Origin of the sequence: Bradyrhizobium sp. SZCCHNS1050, assembly GCF_032484785.1 — a bacterium.
GTDB lineage: Bacteria > Pseudomonadota > Alphaproteobacteria > Rhizobiales > Xanthobacteraceae > Bradyrhizobium.
In genome coordinates this window covers 4,172,746-4,189,650 of record NZ_JAUETR010000001.1, presented here as the reverse complement: position 1 = coordinate 4,189,650, position 16,905 = coordinate 4,172,746, and the positions used below count along the sequence as shown (strand labels likewise).

Sequence of the window (16,905 nt, the reverse complement as noted above, 5' to 3'; positions counted from 1 at the left end):
AACTCACAGCTCGTGCACCTTGATGCGCGGATCGATCACCGCATACAGGACATCGACCACGAAGTTGACGATGATCACCATGGCCGCCAGCAGCATCACGCAGTTGCGCACCACGATCAGGTCGCGATTGGCGATCGACTGGAAGATGAGGCGCCCCAGGCCCGGGAGATAGAACACGTTCTCGATCACGATGGTGCCGGCGAGCAGGTTGGCGAATTGCAGCCCCATCACGGTGAGCACCGGGATCATGGCGTTGCGCAGCACGTGCTGCCACAGCACCTCGCGCTTCGTCAGGCCCTTGGCGCGCGCGGTGCGGACGAAATCCTCGCGCAGAACGTCGAGCACGGCCGAGCGCGTCACCCGCGCCAGGATCGCGGCCTGCACCACTGCCAGCGCCACAGCCGGCAACAGCAGCGCGCGCAGACCCGGCCAGATGCCGTCCTCCCAGCCGGGAAAGCCGCCGGCCGACAGCCATTGCAGCTTCACCGCAAACAGGAGGATCAGCAGGATCGCGAACCAGAAGTTCGGCAAGGCGATGCCGATCTGGGTCAGCGACATGACGCCGACATCGCCGAGACGGTTGTGATTGGCGGCCGTGTAGATGCCGGCCGTGAGCGCCAGCACGGTCGTGAGCCCCATGGCCAGGATCGCGAGCGGAATGGTCATCGCCAGCCGCTCGCGGATCAGTTCGGCCACCGGCGTGCCATAGGCGTAGCTGTTGCCGAGATCGCCGCTCAGCAGGCCGCCGATCCAGTGCAGGTAACGCAACGCCAGCGGCTGATCCAGCCCGAGCTTGACGGTCAGCGCCCTGACCGCATCCGGCGAGGCATCCGCGCCCATCAGCATCTGGGCGGCATTGCCCGGCAGCGCGTCGAGCACCAGGAATATGATCAGTGACGCGCCGACGAGGGTCGCCAGCAAGGTCAGGAAGCGCCGCAGCAGAAAAACGCTCATTCGCGCCGGGACTCCAGTTTTCGGCGGCCGCACGTTCCACAGCTTTCGGCTCCGATGCAAGCCCGTTGCCTGCATGATTGCCATTGCCGGGCGGAGGCACCTTCACACACCGCATCCGCCGGGGTATCGCCGGCTTGATCCCGGTCAACGGCGGAGCGCCGGCGACCGCCATCATGCGGCTGATCGCAACAACGCAAGGGCCCATCTCGATCATGACCATCCGTCCGAGCTTTCTCTGGGGCGCCTCGACCTCGGCCTTCCAGATCGAGGGCGCGGCGCACCTCGACGGCCGCGCCGACAGCATCTGGGATGTCTATCTGCGCGCCCCCGGCCGGGTGAGCCACAACGACACCGCCGAGACCGCCTGCGATCACTATCATCGCTACGCGGAGGACGTGGCGCTGATGCGCGATCTCGGCCTCAATGCCTATCGGTTCTCGATCGCCTGGCCGCGGCTGCTACCGCAAGGCCGCGGCGCGGCCAACGAAGCCGGCCTCGCCTTCTACGACCGCCTCATCGACGCCCTGCTTGCCGCTGAGATAGAGCCGTGGCTCTGTCTCTACCACTGGGACCTGCCGCAGGCGCTGGAGGCGCTCGGCGGCTGGCAGAACCGCGACATCGTCGGCTGGTTCGCCGACTATGCCGCGCTGGTCGCGCGGCGCTATGGCGACCGGGTCAAGCGCTTCGCCACCTTCAACGAGCCCTGCGTGTTCACGCTGTTCGGCTACGGCCTCGGCTGGCACGCGCCGGGGATCGCCGACGGAGCGGCCCTGCACAAGGCCATTCATCACGTCAATCTCAGCCACGGCCGCGCCGTCGACGTGCTGCGCAGGGACGTGGCCGGCGCCTCGATCGGCGCCATCCACAATCGGCAGCCCTGCTACCCTGCGAGCGACAGTGCGGAGGACGCCGCGGCCGCCTTGCGGCTCGCCGCCTATTGGAACGATGCCTTCCCGTTTCCGCAGGCCTTTGCCTGCTACCCGCCGGAGCTCCAGGACGCCGTCGCGCCCTATATCGCACCCGGCGACATGGCGCAGATCGCCCGCCCCGTCGACTGGTTCGGGCTCAATCACTATTCGCCGCATTACATCAAGGCGGGCAGCAACCTGATGGGCGCCAGCTTCGGAGCGCCTCCCGCGGCAGTGCCGCGCAGCGCAATCGGCTGGCCCGTCGTGCCCGAGGCGTTCCGCGATACGCTCCTGGACATCCACAGCCGGTTCCGGCTTCCGATCTACGTGCTGGAGAACGGAACGGCGGCCAATGACACCGTCGATGCATCCGGCTGCATCCAGGACGACGGCAGGATCGGCTATCTCAAGGCCTATACGACCGCGATGGAACAGGCGATCGCGGCGGGCGCCGACGTGCGCGGCTATTTCGTCTGGTCGCTCCTGGATAATTTTGAATGGGGAGCGGGCTATTCGCAGCGCTTCGGCATTGTCTATGTCGATCGCGCCACCCAGCGCCGCATTCCCAAGGCGTCGGCGCGGTGGTATTCGAACATGATTGCCGCTCACCGGGTATCCGACGATCCCGCCGGGCGGCACAACCGGGCGGAAGAGTGAGGATGAGCGAACGCGTTCTTCTGGGCGACATCGGCGGCACCAATGCGCGGTTCGCGCTGCTTGACGGCCACGTCATCGGCGAGGTCGCGCATCTCAAGGTCGCCGACTTCCCGACCATCACGGACGCGATCACCGACTTCCTGTTGCGACACGCCGCCGGCGGCCCGCCCACCGCGGCCGTGCTCGACATCGCCGGCCCGATCGAGCGCAATCGCGGCATGCTCACCAACTCGACCTGGGTGATCGACGGCGCCGAGCTGGCGGAGCGGTTCAAGCTGCGCTCGGCCAAGCTCCTGAACGATTTCGAGGCGGTCGGCTGGTCGCTGCCGGTGCTGCATCCCGACGACCTGTTTCCGCTTGGCGGAAGCGCCGCGGTCGACGGCGCGCCGATGCTGGTGATCGGCCCCGGCACCGGCTTCGGCGCCGCGTGCTATCTCCCGGCAGAAGGCCGTCCCACGGTTGCCGTGACCGAGGCCGGCCATGCCACGCTGCCGGCGACGACGGCGCGCGAGGCCGCCGTGCTCGCCAAGATGCGCGAGCGCTTCGGCCATGTCTCGATCGAGCGTGCGCTGTCGGGCATGGGCCTTGCGAACGTCTATCAGGCCATTGCCGCGGTCGACGGGGTCACGGTGCCGCCGCGCGATGCCGCAGCGATCACTCACGCCGCGCTGGACCGCAGTTGCGCCACCAGCCGCGCGACTCTCGACATGTTCTGCGCCTGGCTCGGCGCCGTCGCCGGCAACCTCGCGCTCACCTTCTGCGCCCGCGGCGGCGTCTACATCGCCGGCGGCATCCCGCCGCGGTTTCCGGACTACTTTGCCAGATCCGATTTCCGCCGGCAGTTCGAGGGCAAGGGGCGCTATGACAGCTATCTGCGTCCGATCCCGGTTCATCTCGTTATCAAGCCCGACATCAGCTTTCTCGGTCTCAAATCGTTCTTCGAGGCCGGCATCACCGCGAGCGGCGGCTCCCCGACGCACTGAGATCGAATGAGCGACATCGTCACGATCACGCCGAACCCGGCCGTCGACGTCTCGACGACCGTCGAGAAAATCGTGCCGGTGGCCAAGCTGCGCGGCACGACGCAACAGCGAGATCCCGGCGGCGGCGGCATCAACGTCGCCCGCGTCATCGCCCGCCTCGGCGGCGACGTCACCGCGCTCTATCCGGTCGGCGGTCCGACCGGCCTGCTGCTGAAGCAGCTCGTCGAGAAGGAAGGCGTCGCCAGCCGCACCTGGGCAACGGCCGAGGACACGCGCGAGGACTTCTTCGTCCAGGAGCGCGTCAGCGGCCAGCCCTATCGCTTCATCCTGCCGGGTCCGACGCTGACCGAGGCCGAATGGCAGGCCGGCCTTGCCTTGCTCGCAGCCCAGGATCCGTTTCCCCGCTTCGTCGTCGGCAGCGGCAGCCTGCCGCGCGGCGTGCCGACCGACTTCTATGCGCGCGTTGCGACGCTTGCACGGTCACGCGGCGCGCAATTCGTGCTCGACACCTCGGGGCCAGCTTTGGCCGCGGCGGTAGCCGGCGGCATCGACCTGATGAAGCCGTCGCTGCACGAGATGCAAGAGCTGGTCGGCGGCGCGCTGCCCGATGCCACGGCGTGGGAGAAAGCCGCCCACGCGCTGGTCGCGAGCGGCAAGGCCGGCACCGTCGCGCTGACCATGGGTCATCTCGGCGCCCTGCTGGTCACCCGCGACCGCGTGCTGCGCGCTCAGCCGCTGACGATGGTGCCGGTCAACGCAGTCGGCGCCGGTGACAGTTTTCTCGGCGCATTGGTCGCGAAGCTCGCCGCGGGCGAGTTGCTGGACGACGCGTTTCGCTTTGCGGTCGCCGCAGGTGCCGCGGCGCTGCTGCGCACCGGCACCGCGCTGTCCGATCCCGCCGACGTCAGCCGTCTGCAGGCTGACGTGCGGCTTGAGACGGCGTGACATCGCTCGCCGCATCACCGTTGAGCCGATCGAGCGAGAGCAGCAACCCGCCGACGCGCTCCAGCGACGACATCCACTCGGCGAGGCGGTTGAAATTGTCCACCATCCAATTGAACGACCCCTGCACCAGCGTGAACGCAGCGGCTGCCTGGGTGAGTTCGCCCAGGGTCATCTGATCGCCGAGGAACTTCGGCGCGCACAGCACGAGGCCGATGATCGGCGCGAGCAGCGTATTCAGATGAGACACCAGGGTGTTGCGCATCAGCTGCCAGCACAGCCGCTTCCATTGCTGGATCGTGCGGTCGAGCGCCATCCACAGCCCGGCAACGACGCTGCGTTCTTCCTGCTTGGGCGCGATGCCTTCGCCGATGTCGCGCAAGTGATGGGCTGCGGTGATCAGCTCCGACTCGGCCTGGTTCTTGGTCTGGATGACGCGCGTGAGTGGCGAACCGACCCACAGCATGGCCCCGGTCACCAGCCCGGAATAGATGACGACGCTGACCACCAGGTAGCCTGGAATCCACAATTGGTGCCCGGCCACGGCAAAGCCGATGGATCCGCCGACCTGCCACAGCACCTGGACGAACACGACCGCCGTCAGCAGCGAGGAGATCACACTGACCACGAAGTCGATCGGTGCATCGGTGGCGATGCGGACATCCTCGGCAATACGATACTCCGGAATCTTCAGATCGCCCTGCACCGTCGCGAGCCGCGCATAGCGATCGTTCTCGACCCAGTAGTTGATCACCTTGGCGCTCAACCATTGCCGCCAGTTGCGTTGCATCACCATGCGGCCCCACACCGAGACGATCGCCAGCACGACGCTCGCCAGACAAAGCGGAATGAGCAGAACGGCCTGCTGCCGCAGCCGCGTCGGATCGCGGCCCTCCAATGCGTCGAAGAAATCCCTGTTCCAGTAATTGAACCGAAATTGCACGTAGAGCTGAAGCACCACGAGGACGATCAGGGCGACGCAGAGCAGCCAGACCCGCCATGCCGTCGATCCGAGCCAGAATTGCCGCGCCGTGAGCCAGAACCGCGACCATTCGCGATTGCCGTCCTCGTTCTCGTCGTCGGAGATCATTGGTGATCCGGATGGGTACGATTGATGGGTCTTAACAAACATCCTCGCCTATGGTGGAACCGTTGTCATCCCGCGATTTAAGGGGCTCGCGGAGCGCCTTGCTTGATCTTGCGCAAGGCAGTCGCCGCCCGCCGCGACAAACTGAAGTTCGCGCTGCGATGCGGGAGATCACCGATGACGGCACCCGGCTACATCCGCTGGTTCAAGGACCTTCGTATCGAGGACGTGCCCGGCGTCGGCGGCAAGACGGCCTCGCTCGGAGAGCTGTATTCGGCGCTGGCGTCGCAAGGCGTGCGCGTACCCAACGGCTTCGCACTGACGGCCGCCGCCTATCGCGACGCCTTGCGCGCGACCGGCGCCGACGACGCGCTGCGCAAGCTGCTCGCCGGCCTCGACAAGCGCCGCATCGCCGATCTCGCCAAACGCGCGGCGAAGGCGCGCGCGATCGTGTTCGCGGCGACCGACCGTGACGATCTACGCCACGAGGTCGCAGAGGCTTACAAGCAGCTGGAGCAGGAGTATGGCCGCGGCGTCGCGGTTGCCGTGCGCAGCTCGGCCACCGCCGAGGACCTGCCGAATGCGAGCTTCGCAGGCCAGCACGAGAGCTTTCTCAACATTCGCGGCGCCAAGGACCTGTTCGAGGCGTGCCGCCGCTGCTTCGCCTCGCTCTATACGGACCGCGCGATCTCCTACCGCATCGACAACGGCTTCGACCACGACAAGGTCGCGCTGTCGGTGGCCGTGATGAAGATGGTACGCTCGGACCGCGCCGCGAGCGGCGTGATGTTCTCGTTGGACACCGAGAGCGGCTTTCGCGACGTCGCCTTCATCACCGGGGTCTACGGCCTCGGCGAGACCATCGTGCAGGGCACGGTCGATCCGGACGAGTTCTACGTCCACAAGCCGACCTTCGCGGCCGGCTTCCGCAGCGTGCTGTCGCGCCGGCTCGGCGCCAAGGACAAGCGGATGGTCTATGCCAAAGCCAGCGCAAAGGCCGGCGCGCGCAGCCGTGGCCCGACGACGCGCACCGAGGCGACGCCGCCGGCTGACAGGGCGAAATTCTGCATCAGCGATGCCGACGTGCTGGAGCTCGCGCAGGCCACCATCGTAGTCGAGGAGCACTACTCGCAGAAGGCCGGCAGGCCGACGCCGATGGACATCGAATGGGCCAAGGACGGTCGCGACGGTGCGCTCTACATCATCCAGGCGCGGCCGGAGACGGTGGCCTCGCAGCGGCGGCCCGAGGCGATCGAGACCTACGTTCTGAAGAAGACCGGCAGAACGCTGGCAACCGGCCGCGCCGTGGGCGAAAAGATCGCCACCGGCAAGATCCGCTTGATCCGCACTCCCAAGGATCTGAACGCGTTCCGCCCCGGCGAGGTGCTGGTCGCCGCGTCGACCAGTCCGGACTGGGAGCCGGTGATGAAGACCGCGGCGGCGATCGTCACCGATCATGGCGGCCGCACCTGCCATGCCGCGATCGTCGCTCGCGAGCTCGGCGTGCCGGCCGTGGTCGGCACGGAGGATTTCAGCAAGCGCGCGAAGACCGGAACGACGGTCACTGTCTGCTGCGCGGAGGGCGACGCCGGCCATGTCTACGACGGCGCACTGCCGTTCGATGTCGAGCGCCTGGCGATCGACAGATTGGAGAAGCCGCGCACCGAGATCATGGTCAATCTCGGCAATCCCGAACTGGCCTTCAAGACCGCGCTGCTGCCGAACGATGGCGTCGGCCTCGCCCGCATGGAGTTCATCATCAACCAGGCGATCGGCATCCACCCGATGGCGCTGGCGACGCCCGCAAAGGTGACCGCGGCAAAGGACCGCGCGACGATCAAGCGCCTGACCGCGCGCTACAAGAAGCCCGCCGACTTCTTCGTCGAGCGGCTGTCGGAAGGCGTCGGCACCATCGCCGCGGCATTCCACCCGCGGCCGGTGATCGTGCGCCTCTCGGACTTCAAGACCAACGAATATGCCAGCCTGATCGGCGGCTCCGATTTCGAGCCGAAGGAAGAGAACCCCATGCTCGGCTTCCGCGGCGCCTCGCGCTATGCGCATCCCGCCTACGCCGCCGGTTTCGCGCTGGAATGCGCGGCGATGAAGCGCGTGCGCGACACGATGGGGCTCTCCAATCTGAAGATCATGATCCCGTTCTGCCGCCGGGTCGAGGAGGCACGCAAGGTGATCGCGGCGATGGCCGGGCATGGCCTCGTCAGAGGCGAAAACGGGCTCGAAATCTACATGATGTGCGAGATCCCGAACAACGTGATCCTGATCGATGAGTTCGCCAAACATTTCGACGGCTTCTCGATCGGCTCCAACGATCTCACCCAGCTCACGCTCGGCGTCGACCGCGACTCCGACATCGTCGCGTTCGATTTCGACGAGCGCGATCCCGGCCTGCTGGCGATGCTGCGGATGGCGGTGGAGGGCGCGCACCGCAACCATCGCCATGTCGGCATCTGCGGCGAGGCGCCGGCAAACTATCCGGAAGTCGCGCGCTATCTGGCCGAACTCGGCATCGATTCGATCAGCGTCAATCCGGCGAGCATCGTGCGCACCATGGAGATCGTCCGTACCGCTGAGCGGGAGCTCGCGACCCACACGCCGCAAGCGCTGGCAAGCTGATCATGGCCGAAATTCAGGAGCTGCTCTTGAAGAAGTCCAGCACGGTCGAAGCGCCGCCGACGACGTCGCCGCCGCCATACAGGCTTGCCAGGAACGTGCCGCGATGGCTGGCGCCGGTGACCGCGATGCCTTGCGCAAAGCGGCCGTCGGCCGCCAGCGGCATCTTGACGAGGCTCGGCGGTAGCGCCTCGTCGAGAAGACCGTAATAGAACCGCATCGGGGCGTCATAGTCCCAATAGGTCGAGCTATTGCCGGCCAGACGACGGAGGAAGCGGCTGTTGGTCTCGTGGGTGAAGCGCTCGAAGAAGCCGTCGACCAGCAGGTCCGAGGGCTGCGGCACCGACTTGCTGAACGCCTCGTCCATGCTGTAGTCGGCCCAGTATTTCTCGGCCAGCGCGAGGTGCTGCGGCTTGATCGCAGTCTTGAACAGGTCGCCGAGCCGGTAATACTGGCGATAGCTGCCCAGGAGGACGATGACGCAGGGCGTTATCCAGATCGGCTGCTTCGGATAGGTGCTGTCGGTCGACGCGCTGCCCGATTGGGCCGACACCCAATAGCGCATCGAATCCGCAAGATTGTTGAACGGACTCTGCGTGGCGCTCGCCGCCACCGCGACGCGCCGCCGCTGCAATTCCTGGCGCAGCCATTGCGTGTTCAAGGCACCCTGCGACCAGCCGTTCAGGAACAGCCCGGACTTTCGCAGGCGGAGATGATCGAGCGCGAGCAGACCCGCGCTCAGCACGTCCAGGCAGCACTGCACGGTCGCGTCCTTCACCGCATAGGCCTCGCCTCGCCCCTGGCGATACGGTCCCTTGCCGAGATAGTCGGCCGCGATCAACGCAAAGCCGTTGCCGACAAGGCGCTGGACGTTGAACAGCGTCTCGATCGAATCGACATTGTCGCGCGGCTCGTAGTTCGGATCGGCCAGCTTGACGAGATTGGACGGGACCTGGTCGAACGACAGGATGGTGCCGTGCTGCCACGACACGACCGGCAGTGCGCCCTTGTGATCGGCGGGCAGCGCGAGCAGGCCGCTGACCTTGACGCGCTCACCGGTGCCGGGAATGCGCGTGTAGGTCGTCAGCCGACGCAGTTCGACGTCGACCCGCGCCCCGTGCTTGTCGGCCGAGAATGGCGGCAAGATATTGTGCTCATTGAAGACGGCGTGGAGCTTCGCTGCGAGCGCATCGAGCCGATCCTTGCTGACGCGCACCGGCTGGCCGAGGCTTGCGCCGTCACCTGGCTGCGCGACAGCCGGGCCGGCGGAGAACGACAATGCCGCAGCGCCGAAGCCAAGGCCGGCTGAGGCCAGCAGCCTTCGGCGGGATGGCCGGCCGGCCGAGGCTGCAGAGCTGAGCTCCGGCCCGGTCGGCTTGGACTTCGGCGGAGCCAACGCCTCTTCGGATCCCGTGACCAGGGTCTCCAGGCCGATCATTCGCCGCTTCATCACGTCCCTCCGAGCCGCCTACAGCCGAGGGTAGTTCACAAAGCCTAGCACTTGCTAAATGGTGCAGCAATTGGAGCCGGATGTTTCGACGGTCGCCTGCACCGTCGAGCCTCGAGTGGTCGCGTCGCGGCTCGCCTCCACACGTCAGATGCCGCCATGCGAATGATTTGCGATGGCGTTCTGGGGTACACACCAAGAAGAGATCGCGAGGAAGAGATGATGGCCTACCGCGCGGCCTCGAAACCTCCGAGCACTGCGGTCAGGTTCTGCCCAAGAATGTCCGAGAGATAGCCGCCCTCCTGCACGAACACCGTGGGAAGGCCGAGCCGCGCGATCGCGCCGCCGATGCGACGGAAACCCGGCGTCGTCACGGAGAGCCCCTTGAGCGGATCGTGCTCGGAGGCATCGAGACCGAGCGCCACCACGAGCGCGCCGGGCGCGAACGCATGAATCGTCTTGGCCGCGGTCTCGAACGCCTTGAGATAGGTGTCGTCGCCGCTCTTCAGCGGCAGCGGAATGTTGAGGTTGGCGCCAAGCCCCGCGCCTGCGCCGCGCTCATGCGCATAGCCCCAGACGAACGGGTAGTAATGCGTGGGGTCGGCGTGGATCGAGACGGTGAGCACGTCGGGCCGCTCGTAGAAGATGCCCTGCGTGCCGTTGCCGTGATGGACGTCGACGTCGAGGATGGCGACGCGCTCGTAGCGCTGACGCAGATGCGCGGCCGCGATGGCGGAGTTGTTCAAGAAGCAGAAGCCCGAGGCCATGTCTCGATAGGCATGGTGGCCCGGCGGCCGGCACAGCGCGTACACCGCATCCTCGCCATCGAGCAGCAGTTGCGCCGCGGTCGCAGCCACGTCGGTCGCGGCGCAGGCGCCTTCCCACGTCCCCGGCCCGATCGGCGCCGAGGTATCGGTCGTGTGCCAGCCCAGCCGCCCGACGATGTGCGTCGGATAGGTGGCGGCATTGCGAACGGGATGGATGTTCGGGATCATCTCCGCACCGGCATCGCCGAGCGCGGCCCAAGCGTCCCAAGCCTCTTCCAGGAAACTGAGGTATTCCGGACTGTGCACGCGCGCGCGAGCTTCCTGGCCGAAATGAAGCGGCGCGACCACCTCGTGATGGCCGGCCTTCAATCCCGCAAGCAGACGATCCGCCCGCTCGGGCTGCTCGGTGGTGCGCTTGACGACGCCGCGCACCAGATAGAATTGCGGATCATGGCTGCGATGCAGCTCGGTGTAGACGGCCTTCACGCGCAGTGGCTCCTGTTCGCTTGCACCGACGATTGTGCACGCAGTCGCAGCCGATACAAGCACAGATGGTTCGCACGTCCGTTGGTCCGTGCCCGCAGCTTCCAACCGGCGGAACGGAACGCTGCGCCTCGCATCTTGCCGGCAGCGGGTTCGCCGGGATCCGGGCGATCTGGCGCGAAGCGCGGTGGACGTGAGGAGAGATCCGCATGCTGGCGATTGCCGCGACGGCCGTCGGAATGCGCGACGAAATCTGCAAAACCTCGACGTGCAAGCCTGATCGGCTCATGCGTCGCACGCCGCGGCTGCTCACGAAAGAGCGCCTTTGTCCGGCATGGAGACCCCGGGATTGATCCAAAATTTGGATCGATCGATACAGGCTTCGGTTTGGACCCCGGCCCTCCCTCTCCTCTAGGACAGTCATCGAGGAACGTGACAAGAGAGGTGGAGCGCATGAGCGCAATCGTAACCACGGCCGAATTGCGCCGATCGCGCGTGCGGCTATTCATCGTGACCATGCTGTTCCTGGTCACGACCGTGAACTACGCCGACCGGGCGACCTTGTCGATCGCAGGACCTTCGCTGTCCAAGGAGCTGCATCTCGATCCCGTCGCGATGGGCTATGTGTTCTCCGCCTTCGGCTGGTCCTATGTGCTCGCGCAGGTGCCGGGCGGCTGGCTGCTCGACCGCTTCGGTTCGCGCTGGGTCTATGCCTGCAGCATCGTGATCTGGTCGATCTTCACCATGATGCAGGGCTGGATCGGCTTCTTCTCCGGCGCCGCCGCGGTCACCGCGCTGTTCGCGCTGCGCTTCCTGGTCGGTCTCGCCGAAGCGCCGAGCTTCCCGGCCAATGCCCGCATCGTCGCCGCCTGGTTTCCGAGCAACGAGCGCGGCACGGCGTCGGCGTTCTTCAACTCGGGCCAGTATTTCGCGACAGTGATCTTCGCACCGCTGATGGGCTGGATCGCGCATGAATTCGGCTGGCGCCACGTCTTCACCGTGATGGGCGCGCTCGGCATTCTCATGGGCCTAATGTGGATCAGGACCATGTACGGACCGAAGGAGCACGCGAGCGTCAACCAGGCCGAGCTCGACTACATCAAGGACGGCGGCGCGCTGGTCGACATGGAAGGCGCGAAAGACGCCAAGGCCAGCTCCGGTGGTCCGACCTGGTCGCATATCGGGCAGTTGCTGTCGAACCGCATGATGCTCGGCGTCTATATCGGCCAGTACTGCATCAACACGCTGACCTATTTCTTCCTGACCTGGTTCCCGGTCTATCTCGTCAAGGAGCGCGGCCTCTCGATCCTGCAGGCCGGCTTCGTCGCCACCCTGCCGGCGCTGTGCGGCTTCATCGGCGGCGTGCTCGGCGGTTTCATCTCCGACGCCATCCTGCGCAAGACGGGATCGCTGACACTCGCCCGCAAGATCCCGATTGTCGGCGGCATGCTGCTGTCGATGGCGATCATCGGCTGCAACTATGTCGACGGCCAGGCGCTGGTGGTCGGCCTGATGGCGCTGGCGTTCTTCGGCAAGGGCATCGGCGCGCTCGGCTGGGCGGTCGTCTCCGACACCTCGCCGAAGGAAGCCGGCGGCGTCTCCGGCGGCCTGTTCAACACCTTCGGCAACCTCTCCAGCATCACGACCGGGTCTCATTATCTCAACCCGCCGATCAGCGGACAGACATGTCGAGCCCAGCAAAAAGGGAACGCGGGGAACATTGGTAGCAGGGGTCCGCTACATCGCTAGACCCACTATTTCGGAATCCCTGTTTTCTATCGGCGGGTAGCCCAAATGCCGATGGACAAGTCCAAATCCCCAGGGCCCGCGACACCAATTCTTGCGATCGGTGGAACGGATTCCCGGGCTCGTCGGAGCGTCACGCTTGGTTAAGGCGAATGCATGAGGCCGCCGCCTCAATGCGTTCACATCGCCTTGGCGAGCGCGAACAACCGGAAATCCTCGAGCGCCGCGTGCCGATGCGGAGCGACGTCGCGCTGGTAGGTCTCGGTGTCGACGATCGAGCGGAAGGCGGCGAAATCACCGTATTCATTGATCGCCGCTTCGTCCCAGCGTTCGCCTTGCGGGCCGGCCAGGCTCGCCAGGACCGGCCCGGAAAACATCCGCACCAGCGGCTTACCGGCTGCGAGACGCCGGAAGGCCGGTCTATAGCGTTCGTTAAAGGCTTCGCGGCCCGAACAGGGCGCGGCGTCGAAGCCGTCCTCATAACGCGCATAAGCGCGGTAGCGCAACAGATTGAGCATGTAGACCGGCTGGCCGGGGGGAAGCGCGCGCTCGGCGACGTCGAGGGCTTGCAGCGTGATTTCGATGGGGTTCATGGGACTTCTCGCGGTTTCTAGCGGCGCAGCATGCGCGCTGACGCTCCCCATTTGGTCCATCGGAACGGCCTCTTGTAGCGACCCCGTCGCCATGACTATGTGGACTGGATGTCCACAACGGCCTTGCCTCCCGACCTCTCGCGCCTCCTCGCCTTCGTCCGCGTCGTCGAGGCGGGCTCCTTCGCCGAAGCCGCGCGGCGGGCGGGGACGACCACCTCGGCGATGTCCAAGGCGGTCGCCCGCCTCGAACAGGCTCGCGGGATACGGCTTTTGCATCGCACGACCCATTCGCTGGCGCTGACCGAAGAGGGCGAGCGGCTGATGGCGGCGGGACGCGCGCTGGCCGAAAGTCTCGATCGCGTCCAATCCGCGCTCAGCGAAGCCGCGCGTAACGATGGCGGACGGGTGCGAGTGACCGCCCCCGCCTCGTTCGCGCGTGCCTGCATCCTGCCGCGACTGCCTGCGTTCCTGCGGGAGCGGCCCGAAATCGAGATCGAGATCAAATTCCGCAACGAGATTCTTGATCTCGCGGCGGAAGGTGTCGACGTCGCCATCCGCACAGGACCCCTCGCTCGCGCGCCCGGTCATCTGGCGCGGCGGCTTTGCACGTTCTCCTGGATCGCTTGCGCCTCGCCCGCCTATCTGAACGCGCGCGGTGCGCCGGCGACTCCATACGAGCTTTCCGAACATGACCACGTCGGCTTCCGCAATCCCGCGAGCGGGCAGATCCTGACCTGGCGCTTCACCGACCCGCGCGGCAAAAAACTCGTTCGCGTCGCGCCCAAGCCCAAGCACATTTGCGACGACGCGCACGCTTCGGTCGCTTTGATCGCGAATGGGTTCGGCATTGGCTGGGGCCCGGCATGGCTCGTCCACGACGACTTGCGCACAGGTCGGCTCGTCGAAGTGCTTGAGCCGTGGCGCGCGCTGGCGGAGCCCCTATGGGTGCTGCGCACCTCGGACCGCCGGCCGCCGCTGCGCACGCAGCGCGTCATGGCGTTCCTCGCTACGCTTCCCGCCGCGTTCAGCGACAAATCGGGATGAGGCGTCGGCCGTCAGCTGGGCTCTGCGGTCGGCGCGTAGGACGCCAGCCGGCTTGGGAGGGGAAATCGGGGACAGACCACGATTTCCCCGGCTTCCTGGGCTTCCGCCTGGACGCGGTCAGCAATCTGCAACATGCCGGCAAGAACGGGCTGCGCGTCGTCTCGCAACGTCGTCCATCCGTGGTCAGTCAACATGCAGACTGGGCACATCCGAGTTCACCTCGACAGAAGGACACGGCAGTACCTACCCCGAGACGTAGGAGGCACCGGGGGCGCCGTGCAAGAAGCCGTTGGCGAATGGAACGTCCGGATAGATCTCGCGCAAGCGGTCCCTGGCGGCCTCAGCTTCCGCGCGGCCCGCCAGGACCGCCTGGAATTGCTCGGACACCGCGACCATGTCGCAGGCCTGAGGTGACAGCCGCAGCGATCTCACACCGCTCTGCGTCAGACGATCGAGATCGCCGAGCAGGTTGCAGCAACCATGCGACAACGTCTGCACGCCATTCATGGTGAGGAACGCTTCATCGTCCAGCGTCGTGACGACGAGGCCGTCCGGATCCTGCTCGCACACGAAGCGGCAATTGTCCTTGGCTAGCTTGTGCAGGCGGGCGTGATAGCAGCGCGCGGAGATCGCGAGCGGCACACGGCCGAAGGCGAACACTTCGATCGCCACCTGCGGCACGGCGCCGGCGATCGCGGCAACCGAGGACAGCGGCAGCTCCGGCGGGAGGCAGATCCGGGTAGCGCCCTGGGCGGCATGAAACGCGGCGCTGGCCTCGTTGTAGATGTTGACGAATGGCCCGATGGCATGCGGCCGACCGGCGATCGATTTGAGGCAGGTGAGGTCGTTGACCTCCACCAGACCGTGGCCAAACTCGGCGAGGCTTGCCATCTGCCGGCGCTCGCGTCGCAACGACACCAGGACCAGCGAACCCAGCAGCACCTGCTTGCCGGCAGCCATAAGCCGCTCGATGACTTCAGGCAAATAGGGTTCGAAGAACGGCGCGCGCTTCGAGCAGACGACCTCGCCGACCACAACGCGGTCGAGCGGGGCCTCGTCGGCCATCCGAAAGTAAAAATCACGCCAGCGCTCGGGCTGCCAATTGTAGAGCACGGGCCCCAGAGTGAGCTGCATTCGGCCTGCGCCTTGTTCCGCCATTGTCATGTCGTCCTAGCGCCAGGTCTTGCGGTAGGCGCCCTGCGTGGTGGCCTGCCCTTCGGTGAACGCCGTGAGGTCGGACGCGTCGGCGGGCCGCCCGGCATCGAGCGCTGCCAGCACGCTGCGGAAATGCCGCACGACCCCGTCGACATAGGCGCGGCCGCGCTGGCGGCCCTCGATCTTGAGCGCGGTGACGCCGGCTTCGCGCAAGCCTGCGAGCAGGGTCGTGGCATCGAGGCTGACCGGATCCTCAAAGATGTAGCCAGAGCCCTGTGCGGTCGAGAAACGCCCCTTGCATAGCGTTGGATAGCCGGCAGGTTCGTTGCGTCCGAATCGATTGATTGTGAAAGCGCCAAGCCGCGAGGTCGTGCCCAGTATCGTCTCCTGATAGACGACATGACTGGCCGGCGAGCACACCCCCTGCATGTTCGGCGACTTGCCGGTGGCGTAGGAGGACAGCGAGCAACGCCCCTCGGCCATAACGCATAGTCCGCCAAACACGAACACTTCGGTCTCGCATGCCGTCTCACGGGTGATCTCGGCGATCTCGGGCACGCTCAGCACGCGCGGCAGCACCACGCGGCGGGCGCCGAAATTCTCGACATAGAACGCAATCGCGTCGACATTCGCCGCCGCCGCCTGCACCGAGACATGCAGTCGCTGTTCGGGATGGCGCCGCGCGGCATAGTGCATCAGCCCGACATCGGCAAGGATCAGCGCGTCGGCCCCGGCCTCGACGGCATCGTCGACCGCCCGACGCCACAGCTCGACGGCGCCGGCGCGCGGGAAGGTGTTGATCGCAACCAGCACCTTGGCGCCGCGCCGATGCGCGAACGTTACTCCTTCGCGCATCTGCTCGCGGCTGAAATTCAGCCCGGGAAAGTTGCGGGCATTGGTCTCATCGGCGAAGCCGCAATAGACGGCATCGGCACCGGCTTCGACCGCGCTCTTCAGCGCCGCCGGCGTCCCTGCCGGACAGATCAGCTCCATCGTCGCATCCCGCTTTCGTTCGTCGTTGATCTCAGCAGCGAGGCACGCGCGGCCGCCAGCAGGCGTTGCGCGGGCACGCCGAACGGCCCCGAAAGCGCTGCGATCTCGCCGACCAGATCCAGACCGGCATCGTCGATCGCATTGCGGAGCGCCAGCACCGCCTCGATATCGCCTTCGATGACGAGCTGACGCGAAAACATCAGCGCATCGCCGTCGAGCCGGCCCTCGACCAGCGCCAACAGGCTCACGATCGACGCGGAGATGGAGGCATCGAGGCCGGTGGGCAGCTCGCGCACCGCCGCGAGTTGCGGCTGCTGTGGGCCCGCCTGAATCACGAATGCGAACGGCAGATCGGTCGGCTTGATGCCAAAGCGCTTTCCGCGATGCGACCCGAGCCGGTCGAGCAGATGCGGATGCCGACGCAAGAGCCCACGCAGGAAAGTGCCGAGCGCGATCTGCAGGGGCAGCAACGGCAACGGACGCAGCACCTGCCTGAGCAGTGGCGGCAACAGGGGCAG

14 protein-coding genes are annotated in these 16,905 nt (G+C 66.3%); 6 read left to right on the top strand and 8 right to left on the bottom strand.

The window, feature by feature from the left end; all coding sequences use genetic code 11:
• Positions 1–3: 3 nt before the first annotated feature.
• On the bottom strand, positions 4–954 hold the full coding sequence (locus QX094_RS18975) for an ABC transporter permease (RefSeq protein WP_315714261.1): 951 nt from the start codon (positions 952–954) through the stop codon (positions 4–6).
• A gap of 212 nt (positions 955–1,166) precedes the next feature.
• Between QX094_RS18975 and QX094_RS18970 the strand changes: the two genes are divergently transcribed.
• The 3 genes from QX094_RS18970 to QX094_RS18960 are packed head-to-tail and all read left to right on the top strand — an operon-like array spanning position 1,167 to position 4,447.
• The gene (locus QX094_RS18970) at positions 1,167–2,519 is read left to right on the top strand and encodes a GH1 family beta-glucosidase (RefSeq protein ID WP_315714391.1); all 1,353 of its coding nucleotides are present in this window, start codon (positions 1,167–1,169) and stop codon (positions 2,517–2,519) included.
• Between the two features lie 2 nt (positions 2,520–2,521).
• Entirely contained in the window at positions 2,522–3,502 is a 981-nt protein-coding gene (gene glk, locus QX094_RS18965) for a glucokinase (protein WP_315714260.1), read from the top strand.
• A 6-nt stretch (positions 3,503–3,508) separates the two neighbouring features.
• On the top strand, positions 3,509–4,447 hold the full coding sequence (locus tag QX094_RS18960) for a 1-phosphofructokinase family hexose kinase (protein WP_315714259.1): 939 nt from the start codon (positions 3,509–3,511) through the stop codon (positions 4,445–4,447).
• On the opposite strand, the gene QX094_RS18955 is transcribed toward QX094_RS18960, so the two are convergent.
• Positions 4,407–5,534, bottom strand: a complete 1,128-nt coding sequence (locus QX094_RS18955; protein ID WP_315714258.1) for an SbmA/BacA-like family transporter — start codon at positions 5,532–5,534, stop codon at positions 4,407–4,409. The two genes, QX094_RS18960 and QX094_RS18955, sit on opposite strands and share 41 nt — an antisense overlap.
• A 174-nt stretch (positions 5,535–5,708) precedes the next feature.
• Between QX094_RS18955 and ppsA the strand changes: the two genes are divergently transcribed.
• The gene (ppsA, locus tag QX094_RS18950) at positions 5,709–8,162 is read left to right on the top strand and encodes a phosphoenolpyruvate synthase (RefSeq protein ID WP_315714257.1); all 2,454 of its coding nucleotides are present in this window, start codon (positions 5,709–5,711) and stop codon (positions 8,160–8,162) included.
• Positions 8,163–8,175: 13 nt separating this feature from the next.
• Here ppsA and QX094_RS18945 read toward each other — a convergent pair whose 3' ends face one another.
• Both QX094_RS18945 and QX094_RS18940 read right to left on the bottom strand, forming a co-directional pair.
• Positions 8,176–9,609, bottom strand: a complete 1,434-nt coding sequence (locus tag QX094_RS18945) for a lysophospholipase (protein ID WP_315714256.1) — start codon at positions 9,607–9,609, stop codon at positions 8,176–8,178.
• A 224-nt stretch (positions 9,610–9,833) separates the two neighbouring features.
• Positions 9,834–10,859, bottom strand: coding sequence for a histone deacetylase family protein (locus tag QX094_RS18940; protein WP_316188087.1), 1,026 nt, complete (start codon positions 10,857–10,859; stop codon positions 9,834–9,836).
• A gap of 450 nt (positions 10,860–11,309) precedes the next feature.
• On the opposite strand from QX094_RS18940, the gene QX094_RS18935 reads away from it, so the two are divergent.
• On the top strand, positions 11,310–12,605 hold the full coding sequence (locus tag QX094_RS18935; protein ID WP_316188086.1) for an MFS transporter: 1,296 nt from the start codon (positions 11,310–11,312) through the stop codon (positions 12,603–12,605).
• A 176-nt stretch (positions 12,606–12,781) separates the two neighbouring features.
• Here QX094_RS18935 and QX094_RS18930 read toward each other — a convergent pair whose 3' ends face one another.
• The gene (locus tag QX094_RS18930) at positions 12,782–13,195 is read right to left on the bottom strand and encodes a hypothetical protein (RefSeq protein WP_316166557.1); all 414 of its coding nucleotides are present in this window, start codon (positions 13,193–13,195) and stop codon (positions 12,782–12,784) included.
• Positions 13,196–13,303: 108 nt separating this feature from the next.
• Between QX094_RS18930 and QX094_RS18925 the strand changes: the two genes are divergently transcribed.
• Complete coding sequence (locus tag QX094_RS18925; protein WP_316188085.1) at positions 13,304–14,239, top strand: LysR family transcriptional regulator; 936 nt, start codon at positions 13,304–13,306, stop codon at positions 14,237–14,239.
• A gap of 243 nt (positions 14,240–14,482) precedes the next feature.
• On the opposite strand, the gene QX094_RS18920 is transcribed toward QX094_RS18925, so the two are convergent.
• Genes QX094_RS18920 through QX094_RS18910 form a run of 3 tightly spaced genes read right to left on the bottom strand, consistent with a single transcriptional unit; the run spans position 14,483 to position 16,896 of the window.
• Positions 14,483–15,373 (bottom strand): U32 family peptidase, encoded by an 891-nt coding sequence (locus tag QX094_RS18920; RefSeq protein WP_316188084.1) that lies wholly within the window; start codon positions 15,371–15,373, stop codon positions 14,483–14,485.
• A 36-nt stretch (positions 15,374–15,409) separates the two neighbouring features.
• Complete coding sequence (locus QX094_RS18915) at positions 15,410–16,387, bottom strand: peptidase U32 family protein (RefSeq protein ID WP_315714249.1); 978 nt, start codon at positions 16,385–16,387, stop codon at positions 15,410–15,412.
• Positions 16,378–16,896, bottom strand: coding sequence for an SCP2 domain-containing protein (locus QX094_RS18910; protein ID WP_316159482.1), 519 nt, complete (start codon positions 16,894–16,896; stop codon positions 16,378–16,380). Before QX094_RS18910 ends, QX094_RS18915 begins: the two co-directional genes overlap by 10 nt.
• Positions 16,897–16,905: the final 9 nt, after the last annotated feature.

Excerpts from the sequence above, each read along its gene's own strand:
- QX094_RS18920 (WP_316188084.1), bottom strand. The coding sequence starts at position 15,373 with ATGCAGCTCACTCTGGGGCCCGTGCTCTACAATTGGCAGCCCGAGCGC.
- QX094_RS18935 (WP_316188086.1), top strand. The coding sequence starts at position 11,310 with ATGAGCGCAATCGTAACCACGGCCGAATTGCGCCGATCGCGCGTGCGG.
- QX094_RS18945 (WP_315714256.1), bottom strand. The coding sequence starts at position 9,609 with ATGAAGCGGCGAATGATCGGCCTGGAGACCCTGGTCACGGGATCCGAA.
- QX094_RS18930 (WP_316166557.1), bottom strand. The coding sequence starts at position 13,195 with ATGAACCCCATCGAAATCACGCTGCAAGCCCTCGACGTCGCCGAGCGC.
- QX094_RS18960 (WP_315714259.1), top strand. The coding sequence starts at position 3,509 with ATGAGCGACATCGTCACGATCACGCCGAACCCGGCCGTCGACGTCTCG.
- QX094_RS18975 (WP_315714261.1), bottom strand. The coding sequence starts at position 954 with ATGAGCGTTTTTCTGCTGCGGCGCTTCCTGACCTTGCTGGCGACCCTC.
- QX094_RS18925 (WP_316188085.1), top strand. The coding sequence starts at position 13,304 with ATGTCCACAACGGCCTTGCCTCCCGACCTCTCGCGCCTCCTCGCCTTC.
- glk (WP_315714260.1), top strand. The coding sequence starts at position 2,522 with ATGAGCGAACGCGTTCTTCTGGGCGACATCGGCGGCACCAATGCGCGG.
- ppsA (WP_315714257.1), top strand. The coding sequence starts at position 5,709 with ATGACGGCACCCGGCTACATCCGCTGGTTCAAGGACCTTCGTATCGAG.
- QX094_RS18955 (WP_315714258.1), bottom strand. The coding sequence starts at position 5,534 with ATGATCTCCGACGACGAGAACGAGGACGGCAATCGCGAATGGTCGCGG.
- QX094_RS18970 (WP_315714391.1), top strand. The coding sequence starts at position 1,167 with ATGACCATCCGTCCGAGCTTTCTCTGGGGCGCCTCGACCTCGGCCTTC.
- QX094_RS18915 (WP_315714249.1), bottom strand. The coding sequence starts at position 16,387 with ATGGAGCTGATCTGTCCGGCAGGGACGCCGGCGGCGCTGAAGAGCGCG.